Source organism: Sphingobium mellinum (genome assembly GCF_037860795.1).
GTDB lineage: Bacteria > Pseudomonadota > Alphaproteobacteria > Sphingomonadales > Sphingomonadaceae > Sphingobium > Sphingobium mellinum.
This window is the reverse complement of the sequence record NZ_JBANRK010000002.1, coordinates 255,889-268,418: the sequence shown is the minus strand read 5'-3', so window position 1 is coordinate 268,418 and position 12,530 is coordinate 255,889. Positions and strand designations below refer to the sequence as shown.

Genomic DNA, 12,530 nt, shown 5'->3' with positions numbered 1-12,530 from the left:
TGCGTCACCCCGGCGAAAGCCGGGGTCTCGTGCCTCCAGGTCGTCCTTCGCCGCCCGAGATCCTGGTGTTCGCCGGGATGACGAGGATTTGCTATGGCCCAACAATCTGAAGGTCCATCCGTCCGCCTGCTCCGCGTGGGCGAACAGGTGCGCCATGTCCTGTCCGACATCCTCCAGCGCGGCGACGTGCATGACGATGTGCTGACCAGGCATGTCGTCAGCATCACCGAAGTGCGCATGTCGCCGGACCTGCGCCACGCGACCGTGTTCGTGAAGTCGCTGCTGGGGCAGGATGAGGAAGCGGTGCTCAAGGCCCTGCGCACCAACACCGCCTATCTTCAGCGTGAAGTGGCGCATCGCGTCCGCCTCAAATATGCGGCGAAGCTCAAATTCCTCGCGGACGAGAGCTTTGACGAAGGCAGTCACATCGACAAGCTGCTGCGCGATCCCAAGGTCGCGCGCGATCTTGAACAGCCGGACGATGGGGACTGACGCGCCGCGTCTTCCGATGCACGGCTGGATCATCCTCGACAAACCGCATGGCCTTGGCTCCACCCAAGCCGTGAGCGCCGTCAAGCGCGCGCTGCGGCAAAGTGGCGCGGGCAAGGTGAAGGTCGGCCATGGCGGCACGCTCGATCCGCGGGCGACCGGCGTTCTGCCCATCGCGATCGGAGAGGCGACGAAGCTTGCGGGCCGAATGCTCGACAGCGACAAGATCTATGATTTCACGCTGGCCTTCGGGGCGCAGACCGACACGCTCGACCTGGAAGGCAAGGTGATCGCGCAGAGCGATGTGCTGCCCCCATTCGCGCAGGTGGAGGCGGTGCTGCCGCGCTTCACCGGCCCGATCGAGCAAGCGCCGCCTGCTTATTCCGCGATCCTGATCGACGGCCAGCGTGCCTATGACCTCGCCCGAGCCGGGCAGGACGTCGAGATGAAGCTGCGCCAGGTCACGATCCACGCGCTCGCAATATCCCCCCCGAATACGCTCGGGGAGGAGTTGGAAAGTGTCACCCTCCGCGCCCATGTCTCCAAGGGCACATATATCCGGTCCCTCGCCCGCGACATCGCGCTGGCGCTCGGCACCGTCGGCCATGTCACCATGCTGCGCCGGGTGAAGGCGGGGCCGTTCACCCTGGAATCCGCGATTCCGCTGGACAAATTGGACGAAGCTGCTAGGGGCGGCGGCTTCGGCCGCCTCGTGCTGCCGTTGACCGCGGGGCTGGACGACATCCCGGCTCTCGCAGTCTCTCCCGATGAAGCATTGGCTCTCCGACAGGGGAAGGTGCTTGTGGGGAAACCGCATACCGGCCTCATGCTGGCGATGGAGGGCGAAATGCCCGTCGCGCTGGTCGAAGCCAGTGGCCCGGAAATCCGGGTGGTGCGCGGCTTCAATCTCTAGATGTTACGAAAGGAAGCCCGATGTCGATTACTGCCGAGCGCAAGGAAGCGCTGATCAAGGAACATGCCCGCGCCGAAGGCGACACCGGTTCGCCGGAAGTTCAGGTTGCGATCCTCTCCGAGCGTATCGCCAACCTGACCGAGCACTTCAAGGGTCACCACAAGGATAACCACAGCCGTCGCGGCCTGCTGATGCTGGTCAACAAGCGTCGGTCGCTGCTGGATTATCTCAAGAAAAAGGATGCGGGTCGCTATACCGACCTCATCACCAAGCTGGGCCTGCGCAAGTAAGCCTGCTAAAGAAGGAGCGGCCCCCATGTCGGGGCCGTTTCCGATTCCGGGACTCCTGCAATCCGGCGGGGCGTTTCGACCAAGGGGCCAGACGATGCTCCGAAACCGTAGCGGGCCGGTTTAGCCCGCATCACAGGCCCCGCCCGGCAATAGGGCCAGGCGGGCGAAGGAAAACATTATGTTCGATGTAAAGAAGGTATCAATCGAGCTGGCCGGCAAGACGCTGACCCTCGAAACCGGCCGTATTGCGCGTCAGGCCGACGCCGCCGTGCTGGCAACCTATGGTGAGACGGTGGTGCTCTGCGCCGTGACCGCCGCCAAGTCGGTGAAGGAAGGACAGGACTTCTTCCCGCTGACCGTCCATTATCAGGAAAAATATTCCGCTGCCGGCCGTATCCCCGGCGGCTTCTTCAAGCGGGAACGGGGCGCCACGGAAAAGGAAACGCTGGTTTCCCGCCTGATCGACCGCCCGGTCCGTCCGCTGTTCCCCGAAGGTTTCTACAACGAAATCAACGTCATCGCTCAGGTTTTGAGCTTCGATGGTGACAGCGAGCCCGACATTGTGGCGATGATCGCCGCCTCGGCCGCGCTGACGCTGTCGGGCGTGCCCTTCCTGGGTCCCATCGGCGCCGCCCGCGTCGGTTACAAGGATGGCGAATATCAGCTGAACCCCAGCCTTGATGAAGTGAAGGAAGGCGAACTCGACCTCGTCGTCGCCGCCACCGGCAACGCCGTGATGATGGTGGAATCCGAAGCCAAGGAGCTGTCGGAAGACGTCATGCTCGGCGCCGTCCTGTTCGCCCATGAAGCCAGCAAGAAGGTCGTCAACGCGATCATCGACCTTGCTGAAAAGGCCGCGAAGGATCCGTGGGACGTTGCCAAGGGCGATGATCTCGATGATCTCAAGAAGAAGCTCAAGAAGCTGATCGGCAAGGACATTGCCGCCGCCTACAAGCTGACCGACAAGTCGGCCCGCTCCAACGCGCTCAATGAAGCCCGCGCCAAGGCAAAGGCTTATTTCGCTGAGGAGGGCCTCGACGCCCAGACCGTCATGGCCGGTATCAAGCTGACCAAGAAGCTGGAAGCCGAGATCGTCCGCACGGCCATCCTCAAGGAAGGCAAGCGGATCGACGGCCGCAGCACGACGCAGATCCGTCCGATCGAGGCGATGGTCGGCTTCCTGCCGCGCACCCATGGTTCTGCGCTGTTCACCCGCGGTGAAACGCAGGCGATCTGCACCACCACGCTGGGCACCAAGGATGCCGAGCAGATGGTCGACGGCCTGAACGGCGTGCATTATGAAAATTTCATGCTGCACTATAACTTCCCGCCCTATTCGGTCGGTGAAGTCGGCCGCTTCGGCGCGCCGGGCCGTCGTGAAGTCGGCCATGGCAAGCTTGCCTGGCGCGCGCTGCATCCGGTGCTGCCGAGCAAGGACGAGTTCCCCTACACGATCCGCGTCCTGTCCGACATCACCGAGTCCAACGGCTCGTCCTCGATGGCGACGGTCTGCGGCGGTTCGCTTTCGATGATGGACGCGGGCGTTCCGCTCAAGCGTCCGGTGTCCGGCATCGCCATGGGCCTGATCCTCGAAGGCAAGGACTATGCAGTCATCAGCGACATCCTGGGCGACGAGGATCACCTCGGCGACATGGATTTCAAGGTGGCGGGCACGGAAGCCGGCATCACCACCATGCAGATGGACATCAAGGTCGCCGGTATCACGCAGGAGATTTTCGAAGTCGCGCTGCGTCAGGCGAAGGAAGGCCGCGCCCATATCCTGGGTGAGATGAGCAAGGCGCTGTCCTCGACCCGCAGCGAGCTGTCGGCTCATGCCCCGCGCATCGAGACGATCCAGATCGACAAGTCGAAGATCCGCGACGTCATCGGCACCGGCGGCAAGGTCATTCGTGAAATCGTTGCAGAAACCGGCGCCAAGGTCGACATCGACGATGAGGGCATCATCAAGATTTCCTCGTCCGACATAGCCCAGATCGAAGCGGCGAAGAAGTGGATCCTCGGCATCGTCGAGGAAGCGGAAGTCGGCAAGATCTACAACGGCAAGGTCGTCAACATCGTCGATTTCGGTGCGTTCGTGAACTTCATGGGTGGCAAGGACGGCCTTGTCCACGTGTCCGAAATGAAAAATGAACGCGTCGAAAAGCCGACCGATGTCGTGTCGGAAGGCCAGGAAGTGAAGGTCAAGGTCCTTGAAATCGACCCGCGCGGCAAGGTGCGCCTGTCGATGCGCGTCGTCGATCAGGAAACCGGCGAAGAGCTGGAGGACACCCGTCCCGCCCGCGAACCGCGCGGCGACCGCGAAGGCGGCCGGGGCGATCGTGGCCGTGGCCCGCGTCGTGACGGCGGTGATCGCGGCGGACGCGGTGGAGATCGGGGCGGCGATCGCGGCCCCCGTCGCGACCGTGGCCCGCGCAGCGAAGGCAAGGGCGGCGATGATGACGGCTCCAATGCCGGCTTGCCCGACTTCCTGACCCAGGACTGATCCGCGTCTCACCATTTAGCAGAAGGGGTGCCCGTAGGGGCGCCCCTTTTTGCTTTGGGGATAAAAGCTTAACGTCAATCAATTGGCGTTCAGGAAACTTCTGATAGCTTCCCCCCCAAAGATGAGAGGGATTTATGCAGCGCAATAACGAACGGTTTGTCGAGCGGCTGCCGCTTGTCCTGCCGCAACCATGGCAGGGTTACGCGCTGACCGGGCTTTTCTGCCTGATTGTGTTCGCCGTGCGGATGGCGGTGCAGGGCCTGCTTCCGATCGGCTATCCCTTCGTGTCCTTTTTTCCGGCGGTCATCCTTTCCTCCTTCTTGTTCGGGGTTCGGCCAGGACTGTTCGCTGGCGTGCTGTGCGGTCTGCTGTCCTGGTACTTTTTCATTTCCCCCCAGAGGGGTTTTGCCTTTGATAGCCGCGTTGCGATGGCGCTGGCCCTTTACGCGGCTGTTGTCGGCATCGATGTCGCGCTCATCAATTTTCTGCAAAAGGCGAATTTCAACCTGGCGATTGAGCGGGAGCGGAATCGTGTTCTGGCCGAAAATCGCGAACTGCTGTTCCATGAGCTGCAGCATCGCGTGTCCAACAATCTGCAGGTCGTCGCCGCAGTGATGTCATTGCAGCGTCGTCACATCGATCATGACGGCGCCTGCAAGGCCCTGGACGACGCGTCGAACCGGCTCGCCCTGGTCGGCCGCATCAGTCGCGCGCTCTACGATCCGGCCCAGGATGGCCAGAATATCGACATGTTCCTGACCCGGCTGACCCAGGATGTCGTTGAGGCCAGCGGTCGCGATGACATCAGCGTGACGGTCTCCGCTCCGCCGCACCTGACGCTCGAATCTGGCACCGCCGTGCCGCTCGCGCTGATCGTGGCGGAGGCGGTCAGCAACGCGATCGAACATGGCCTGTCGGGTCGTGGCGGCTCGATCGAAGTGACGCTCGAGGATATCAGCGGCTCGCTCTCGCTCAGGATAGCCGACAATGGCAATGGCCTGGCACCCGATTTCGACATGGAAAGGGGCGACAGCCTTGGTTTGCGGATCGCCCACGCGCTCGCCAGCCAGTTGAGCGGCCACTTCGCCCTGCATCCCCGGCCCGAAGGCGGCGCGGTCGCCCGGCTTGACCTGCCGGCGCCCGCCCGCTGATCGGGCCGACACGACCGGCAGCCATTCTGCCGCTTGGCGAGTGCCATTCGCTCCGCTATGACCCGGCCATGCTGACGAAAACCATGACGCGCATCGGCGCGGCCACCGCTCCGCTTCTGCTCGCCGCCCTGCTCGCCGGGTGCGCTACGTCGAAGAACAAGGCCGACACCCAATATGTCGCCCGCGACGTCTCCACGCTCTACAATGCGGGCAAATACCGGCTGGATCGCGGCCAGTACAAGATGGCCGCTGCCATGTTCGACGAGGTTGAGCGGCAGCATCCCTATTCGCCCTGGGCGCGCCGCGCCCAGCTGATGGCGGCGTTCAGCTACTATATGAATCGCGATTATAGTGAATCGATCGCGGCCTCGCAGCGCTTCCTGTCGATCCACACCGGCAGCAAGGACGCGCCCTACGCCTATTATCTGATCGCGCTCTGCTATTATGAACAGATCGCCGACGTGACCCGCGACCAGAAGATCACGCAGCAGTCCCTCGACGCGCTGGGTGAACTGATCCGTCGCTATCCCGGCACGCGCTACGCTGCCGACGCCCGGCTCAAGCTCGACCTCGTCAACGACCATCTGGCGGGCAAGGAGATGGAGGTCGGCCGTTTCTACCAGCGCCGTGGTCAATGGCTGGCGGCGACGCTGCGCTTCCGCACCGTGATCGACAAATATCAGACCACGACTCATACGCCCGAGGCGCTGGAGCGTCTGGTCGAATCCTATCTCTCGCTCGGCGTCCCCGAGGAAGCGCAAAAAGCCGCTGCGGTGCTGGGCAGGAACTATCCCGGCTCCAAATGGTATGAGCGTTCCTTCAAGCTCATGCGGGAACATGGCGCCAAGGCGTGATCAAGCCATTTCGTCACCCCGGCGAAAGCTGGGGTCTCAGGCCATCGGGCACGACCTAGCGGCACGAGATCCCGGCCCGCGCCAGGATGACGTTCGCGGGCGAACGTCGTGCTGACCAACCTTTCCATCCGCAATGTCGTGCTGATCGAGGCGCTGGATCTGGAGTTCGGCGCGGGGCTGGGCGTGCTCACCGGGGAAACCGGCGCGGGCAAGTCGATCCTGCTCGATTCGCTGGGCCTGGCTCTGGGCGCGCGGGCCGAAAGTGGTCTCGTCCGCAGCGGCGAGGCGCAGGCGAGCGTCACCGCGACCTTTGACCTGTCGCGCGCCGATCATCGCGCCGCCGACTTGCTCGCCGGCAACGGCATCGACGTGGAGCCCGGCGAGCCGATCATCATCCGCCGTATCGTGAAAGCCGATGGCGGCAGTCGCGCCTTCGTCAACGACCAGGCCTGCTCGGCCGCTCTGCTGCGCGACTTGGGCGCTGCGCTGGTCGAAATCCACGGCCAGCATGACGATCGCGGCCTGCTCAACCCCCGGGGCCATCGCGCCCTGCTCGACGCCTATGGCCGCTGCGACGCCGGCGCGGTGACCAGCGCCCATCTCGCCTGGCGCGCGGCGGCGGAGCGGCTGGCGCAAAGCCGCGCGGCCGTGGAGCTGGCTTCGCGCGACCGCGATTATCTCACCCACGCGGTCGAGGAACTGGCCCGCTTTGCGCCCGAACCCGGCGAGGAAGCGACGCTCGCCGAAGAACGCGCCACCATGCAGAAGGGCGCGCGCCTGTCCGACGATCTGTCGGCGGTGACCGAGTGCCTGGCCGGATCGGACGGAGGCCTTGCCCAGCTGCGGGGGGCGGCGCGTCGGCTGGACCGCATCGTCGCCGAATATGAACCGCTGGCCGATGTGCTCGCGGCCCTCGACCGCGCGGTGATCGAGGCGGGGGAGGCGGAGGAACGGCTCGCCGACGCCGCCGAAGCGCTCAGTTTCGATCCCGCGCGCCTCGATGCCATCGAAACCCGGCTGTTCGACCTGCGCGGCCTTGCCCGCAAGCATCAGGTGGCGCCCGACGAACTCGCCGGGTTGCGCGACGACATGGCGGCGCGGCTGGCGGCGATTGAGGGCGGGGAGGAGCATCTCGCCGCGCTGGAGGCGGAGGTCGCGGCAACCGCGTCCGCCTATCGCCGCGCTGCCCAGGCTCTGTCCGCCCAGCGCGCTCGGGCGGCCGAACGGCTGGACCAGGCGGTGGCGGCCGAACTTGCGCCGCTCAAGCTCGACGCCGCGCGCTTCCGCACCGTGGTCGCCCCGCTCGACGAGCGCCAATGGAGCGCCCAGGGCATGGACCGGGTCGAATTCGAGATTTCCACCAATCCCGGCGCGCCTTTCGGGCCGCTGGTCAAGATTGCGTCCGGCGGCGAACTGTCGCGCTTCATCCTCGCGCTCAAGGTTGCGCTGGCGGAGCGGGGCGGCGCGGACACGCTCGTCTTCGACGAGATCGACCGGGGCGTGGGTGGCGCGGTGGCCTCCGCGATCGGCGAACGGCTCGCCCGGCTGGCGCAAAGCAACCAGATATTGGTGGTGACGCACAGCCCGCAGGTGGCGGCGCGCGGCGCCGGCCATATGCTGATCGCCAAGTCGAGCGACGGCACCGTGACGCGCACCGGCGTCCATGCGCTGAGCGAGAGCGAACGTCGCGAGGAAATCGCCCGCATGCTGTCCGGCGCCGAGATCACGGCGGAGGCCAGGGCACAGGCGGAGCGGCTGCTGGAGGTCTGATCCTTCCGGCCCTTTGGAGCAGATATGAGTGAATCGACCGATCCCGCCCAGATGACCGAAGCCCAAGCGGCCAACCGCCTGATGCGCCTCGCGCGGGAAATAGCGCGCCACAACCGCCTCTATCATGACGAGGATCAGCCGGAGATCAGCGACGCGGCCTATGACGCGCTGATCCGCGAGAATAACGCGCTGGAGGCTGCCTTCCCGCATCTTGTCCGCGCCGATTCCCCCAATGCCCAGGTCGGGGCGACGCCTACGTCCGGTCTCAGGAAAGTCCCGCATGCCGTTCGCATGATGAGCCTCGACAACGGCTTTTCCGACGAGGACATTGCCGAATTCGTCGCCCGCGTGCGTCGTTTCCTCGCTTTGCCCGAAGACGCGCCGGTGGCCTTGACCGCCGAACCCAAGATCGACGGCCTGTCCTGTTCGCTCCGCTATGAACGGGGCGAGTTGCGGCTGGCGGCGACGCGCGGCGACGGCACGACGGGAGAGGATGTCACCGCCAACGCCCGCACCATCGCCGACATTCCTGATCGGCTGGCGGGTGCGGACATCCCGGACCTGTTCGAAATCAGGGGCGAAGTCTATATGGCCAAGGCCGACTTCGCCGCCCTCAACCAGCGGCTGGTCGCCGAAGCGGAGGACCCCGCCAGGGCGCGCCAGTTCGCCAATCCGCGCAACGCGGCGGCGGGATCGCTGCGACAGAAGGACCCAAGCGTCACCGCCAGCCGCCCGCTGCGTTTCCTGGCGCATGGCTGGGGCGAAACGAGCGGCCTGCCGGCCGATACGCAGCTTGGCGTCATGCAGGCGATTGCCAGCTGGGGCGTCCCCGTGTCCGACCGGCTGGCCTGCGTCGATACGCTCGACGCGCTGATCGCCCATTATCGCGGAATAGAGGCAGCGCGCGCCGATCTGCCCTTCGACATTGACGGCGTGGTCTACAAGGTCGACCGGCTAGACTGGCAGCAGCGGCTCGGCTTCGTCGCCAAGGCGCCGCGCTGGGCGATCGCGCATAAATTCCCTGCCGAACGCGCGCAGACCACGCTGGAGGCGATCGACATCCAGGTCGGCCGCACCGGCAAGCTGACCCCGGTGGGGCGGCTCACCCCGGTCACCGTTGGCGGCGTGGTCGTGTCCAACGTCACGCTTCACAATGCCGACGAGATCGCGCGGCTGGGCGTCAGGCCGGGCGATCGCATCGTCGTTCAGCGCGCCGGGGATGTCATTCCGCAGGTCGTCGACAATCTCACCCGCGACGATCCGCGCGCCCCCTTCCTTTTTCCTGCCCATTGCCCCGTCTGCCAGTCCGAAGCGGTGCGCGAGGAGGGGGAGGTGGACATACGCTGCACTGGCGGCCTCATTTGCCCGGCCCAGCGCTTCGAGCGCCTCCGCCACTTCGTCAGCCGCGCGGCGCTCGACATCGAGGGGCTGGGCGAAAAGACGATCCAGGAGTTTCTGGACCTCGGCTGGATCGCCGAACCCGCCGACATTTTCCGCCTGAAGCGACATCGCGCCGACCTGCTCGACCGCGAAGGCTGGAAGGAAAAGTCGGTCGACAACCTCTTCGCGGCGATCGAGGCAAAGCGGCAGCCGGATGCCGCACGGCTGCTCTTTGGCCTTGGCATCCGCCATATCGGCGCGGTGACCGCGCGCGACCTCCTGAAACGCTACGCCACGCTGGCCGCGATCCGCACGCTGGCGGAAGAAATCATCGTCCTGCGCGACCAGCCCTTCGACAGCCAGGCGAAGCGGGACAAGGCCATCGCCGACCATATCGGGGTCGACAATGTGGGCGCGGCGGTCGGTCATGCGCTGGCCGACTTCTTTCACGAACACCATAATGTCGAAGCGTGGGACGACCTGCTCTCCGAAGTCTCGCCACCGGATTTTGTCGTGGAAACCACCGCCAGCGCCGTCACTGGCAAGACGGTCGTGTTCACCGGCAAGCTGGAAACGATGAGCCGCGACGAGGCCAAGGCTCAGGCCGAACGGCTGGGCGCCAAGGCGGCCGGATCGGTCAGCGCCAAGACCGATCTGGTGGTTGCCGGTCCGGGCGCGGGCAGCAAGCTCAAACAGGCCGCCGCGCTGGAGATCAGGGTGATCACGGAAGCCGAATGGGCGGAGATTGTGCGGGCGGCGGGTTAAGCCGCCATCGCATTGGCCAGCGCGTTGTCATGGGCACGCCGCGACGTCATGATGTCGCCGACATGGGCTTCGGCCCAGCGGGTGATCTCGCCCAATATGCCGATCAGCCCACCCGCCAACGGGGTCAGCCGATATTCCACCGTCACCGGCACGGTCGGGAAGGCGGCGCGAATGACCAGGCCGTCGCGTTCCAGGCTCTTCAATGTCTGCGACAGCATCTTCTGCGAGATCGCGCCGATCCGCCGCCGCAAATCGTTGAAACGCACTGGACCGTCCTTCAGTGTCAACAGCACCAGCACCGCCCATTTGTCGCCGATCCGGTCGAGGATGTGGCGGGTCGGGCAGTCGGGATCATAGGCATCGCCGATGCGCGGGGACTGGGGGAGGGTCATGAAGGCGGTATCCTTGGCGTAACCAGGTGAAGGCGAGGTGCCTTCTTGCGGGCATGATAGCCGGATCGCTATCTGGTTTCCATCGGTAACCACGTGGAGACGAGAATATGAAGGTGGCGATCATTGGCGGCACGGGCCGCGCGGGTACGGAAATCAGTGCTGAACTGGCGCGACGCGGGCATCAGGTGACGGCGATTTCGCGCCATCCCGAAAATGCGATCGATGCCGACGGCGTGACGGCGGTTGCCGGCGACGTTGCGCAACCCGCCACACTGGTCGAAGCGATTCGCGGCCATGATGTGGTGGTGAGCGCGGTGATGTTTTCCGACACCGATCCTGCCGCGCTGGTGGGCATAGTGCGCGATTCCGGGGTGCCGCGCTATCTGGTGGTCGGCGGCGCCGGCAGCCTGTTGGTCGCGCCGGGCGTGGCGCTGATCGATACGCCCGAATTTCCCGAAGCCTATAAGGCGGAAGCGAGCAAGGGCGCGACGTTCCTGAACTATTTGCGCGGGGTCGATGACCTCGACTGGACCTTCCTCTCTCCCTCCGCCTATTTCTTCGTCGGCGACCGCAAAGGCAGCTTCCGGTTGGGCAAGGACGACCTGCTGGTCGACGCCGACGGCAACAGCAGCATCTCCTACGCGGACTATGCCATCGCGCTGGTCGACGAGATCGAAACGCCGCGGCACAGCCGCGCGCGGTTCACCGTGGGCTATTGAGGAAGGATTCGGAAGGCTTTCTCCTTTCCCGTAAAAGGGGCGGGGTGGGCTGATGCGACGCAGTGCAGGCCCACCCCCTGATCCCTTCCGGTCATCGGGAGTAGGGAATGATGTCGGCTTCTGGCCATCCGGTCGCCGCCCGCAGCGACGCTGGGATATTCAAGCCGCGTCTTCCAGCTTGTCCTGCGTCTTCGTATCGAAATCGCCTGCGTCATGCCGTTCGTGCAACTGTTCTTCCAGCGGTCCATTCGCCTTGTTGACGATGCGGCCTCGCTTCACCGCCGGACGGGCGTCGATCTGCGCCGCCCAGCGCTGAATGTTGCGATAGCTCGCCGCGTCAAGGAACTCGGCCGCATTTTCATAGGTCCGCCCCAGGACAAGCCCGCCATACCAGGGCCAGATCGCGATGTCGGCGATCGTATAGCTGTCGCCGGCCACATATTCATGCTCGGCCAGGCGGCGGTCCAGCACATCCAGTTGGCGCTTGGCCTCCATCGTGTAGCGGTCGATCGCATAGGGGATCTTCTCGGGCGCATAGGCGAAGAAATGGCCGAATCCGCCGCCCAGGACCGGCGCGCTGGCCATCTGCCAGAACAGCCAGGACAGAGTCGTGGCGCGGCCGGCCGGGTCCCGGGGCAGGAAGGCGCCGAACTTTTCGGCAAGGTAGAGCAGGATCGCGCCCGACTCGAACACCGGTTGTGCTGGGGAGACGCTGTGGTCGACCAATGCGGGTATCTTGCTGTTGGGATTGACCGAAACGAAGCCGCTCCCAAACTGGTCACCGTCGCTGATGCGAATCAGCCAGGCGTCATATTCCGCGCCGGAATGCCCGGCGGCCAGCAACTCTTCCAGCAGAATGCTGACCTTCTGGCCGTTGGGCGTTGCCAGTGAGTAAAGCTGGATCGGATGCTGGCCGACGGGCAGTTCCTTCTCATGCGTAGGTCCGGCGATCGGCCTGTTGATATTGGCGAACGGGCCTCCGCTCGCCTGGTCCCATGTCCAGACGCGTGGCGGGCTGTAGGCTGTGGTTTCGGTCATGCAGGCATCCATCGGTTTGGAGGAAATGGGCGGGTGGCGAATGCGCCCGGCCATGCCCGCAAGGTAGGATGCGCGCGGCCGGTCGAAAAGCCGGTAGGAATAAAAATGAGTCGCCTGTCGGTGCGTCCCATTTCCTGCACGCAGGGAAGCGTCTGGCCGGACGCATGCTGTTTTGGCCGGCAGGAAACGGCTATGCCGCTGGGGTAAGGCTGTTGCGCGGATCGGCTTTTTTCTGCCCGCGACCTCTTGACGCTCCCATCGGCTGA

At 64.9% G+C, this 12,530-nt stretch carries 11 protein-coding genes; 9 read left to right on the top strand and 2 right to left on the bottom strand.

All coding sequences use genetic code 11. The features are described 5' to 3' along the window. Nucleotides 1-93 precede the first annotated feature (93 nt). The 8 genes from rbfA (at nucleotide 94) to ligA (ending at nucleotide 10,115) form a co-directional block, all read left to right on the top strand. Nucleotides 94-492 (top strand): 30S ribosome-binding factor RbfA, encoded by a 399-nt coding sequence (gene rbfA / locus AAC640_RS05660; RefSeq protein ID WP_340265127.1) that lies wholly within the window; start codon nucleotides 94-96, stop codon nucleotides 490-492. Nucleotides 493-508: 16 nt separating this feature from the next. After that, complete coding sequence (truB, locus tag AAC640_RS05655) at nucleotides 509-1,402, top strand: tRNA pseudouridine(55) synthase TruB (RefSeq protein ID WP_340265355.1); 894 nt, start codon at nucleotides 509-511, stop codon at nucleotides 1,400-1,402. Nucleotides 1,403-1,422: 20 nt separating this feature from the next. After that, on the top strand, nucleotides 1,423-1,692 hold the full coding sequence (rpsO, locus tag AAC640_RS05650) for a 30S ribosomal protein S15 (protein ID WP_242124496.1): 270 nt from the start codon (nucleotides 1,423-1,425) through the stop codon (nucleotides 1,690-1,692). 178 nt (nucleotides 1,693-1,870) lie between these two features. After that, on the top strand, nucleotides 1,871-4,195 hold the full coding sequence (pnp, locus tag AAC640_RS05645) for a polyribonucleotide nucleotidyltransferase (RefSeq protein WP_340265126.1): 2,325 nt from the start codon (nucleotides 1,871-1,873) through the stop codon (nucleotides 4,193-4,195). Between the two features lie 134 nt (nucleotides 4,196-4,329). Continuing rightward, nucleotides 4,330-5,346: a sensor histidine kinase gene (locus tag AAC640_RS05640; protein WP_340265125.1), complete on the top strand. Its 1,017-nt coding sequence runs from the start codon at nucleotides 4,330-4,332 to the stop codon at nucleotides 5,344-5,346. 68 nt (nucleotides 5,347-5,414) lie between these two features. Beyond that, nucleotides 5,415-6,200, top strand: coding sequence for an outer membrane protein assembly factor BamD (locus AAC640_RS05635; RefSeq protein ID WP_340265124.1), 786 nt, complete (start codon nucleotides 5,415-5,417; stop codon nucleotides 6,198-6,200). A gap of 108 nt (nucleotides 6,201-6,308) precedes the next feature. After that, entirely contained in the window at nucleotides 6,309-7,970 is a 1,662-nt protein-coding gene (gene recN / locus AAC640_RS05630; protein ID WP_340265123.1) for a DNA repair protein RecN, read from the top strand. 24 nt (nucleotides 7,971-7,994) lie between these two features. Next, complete coding sequence (ligA, locus tag AAC640_RS05625; protein ID WP_340265122.1) at nucleotides 7,995-10,115, top strand: NAD-dependent DNA ligase LigA; 2,121 nt, start codon at nucleotides 7,995-7,997, stop codon at nucleotides 10,113-10,115. On the opposite strand, the gene AAC640_RS05620 is transcribed toward ligA, so the two are convergent. Then, nucleotides 10,112-10,507: a winged helix-turn-helix transcriptional regulator gene (locus tag AAC640_RS05620; RefSeq protein ID WP_340265121.1), complete on the bottom strand. Its 396-nt coding sequence runs from the start codon at nucleotides 10,505-10,507 to the stop codon at nucleotides 10,112-10,114. The two genes, ligA and AAC640_RS05620, sit on opposite strands and share 4 nt — an antisense overlap. Before the next feature lie 107 nt (nucleotides 10,508-10,614). Between AAC640_RS05620 and AAC640_RS05615 the strand changes: the two genes are divergently transcribed. Beyond that, nucleotides 10,615-11,226, top strand: a complete 612-nt coding sequence (locus tag AAC640_RS05615) for an NAD(P)-dependent oxidoreductase (protein WP_340265120.1) — start codon at nucleotides 10,615-10,617, stop codon at nucleotides 11,224-11,226. A 159-nt stretch (nucleotides 11,227-11,385) separates the two neighbouring features. Here the strand turns inward: AAC640_RS05615 and yghU are convergent, their stop codons facing one another. Continuing rightward, a complete protein-coding gene (yghU, locus tag AAC640_RS05610) occupies nucleotides 11,386-12,264 on the bottom strand; it encodes a glutathione-dependent disulfide-bond oxidoreductase (RefSeq protein ID WP_340265119.1) in 879 nt (292 codons plus the stop codon). Nucleotides 12,265-12,530 lie beyond the last annotated feature (266 nt).

Excerpts from the sequence above, each read along its gene's own strand:
- rbfA (WP_340265127.1), top strand. The coding sequence starts at position 94 with ATGGCCCAACAATCTGAAGGTCCATCCGTCCGCCTGCTCCGCGTGGGC.
- truB (WP_340265355.1), top strand. The coding sequence starts at position 509 with ATGCACGGCTGGATCATCCTCGACAAACCGCATGGCCTTGGCTCCACC.
- rpsO (WP_242124496.1), top strand. The coding sequence starts at position 1,423 with ATGTCGATTACTGCCGAGCGCAAGGAAGCGCTGATCAAGGAACATGCC.
- pnp (WP_340265126.1), top strand. The coding sequence starts at position 1,871 with ATGTTCGATGTAAAGAAGGTATCAATCGAGCTGGCCGGCAAGACGCTG.
- AAC640_RS05640 (WP_340265125.1), top strand. The coding sequence starts at position 4,330 with ATGCAGCGCAATAACGAACGGTTTGTCGAGCGGCTGCCGCTTGTCCTG.
- AAC640_RS05635 (WP_340265124.1), top strand. The coding sequence starts at position 5,415 with ATGCTGACGAAAACCATGACGCGCATCGGCGCGGCCACCGCTCCGCTT.
- ligA (WP_340265122.1), top strand. The coding sequence starts at position 7,995 with ATGAGTGAATCGACCGATCCCGCCCAGATGACCGAAGCCCAAGCGGCC.
- AAC640_RS05620 (WP_340265121.1), bottom strand. The coding sequence starts at position 10,507 with ATGACCCTCCCCCAGTCCCCGCGCATCGGCGATGCCTATGATCCCGAC.
- AAC640_RS05615 (WP_340265120.1), top strand. The coding sequence starts at position 10,615 with ATGAAGGTGGCGATCATTGGCGGCACGGGCCGCGCGGGTACGGAAATC.
- yghU (WP_340265119.1), bottom strand. The coding sequence starts at position 12,264 with ATGACCGAAACCACAGCCTACAGCCCGCCACGCGTCTGGACATGGGAC.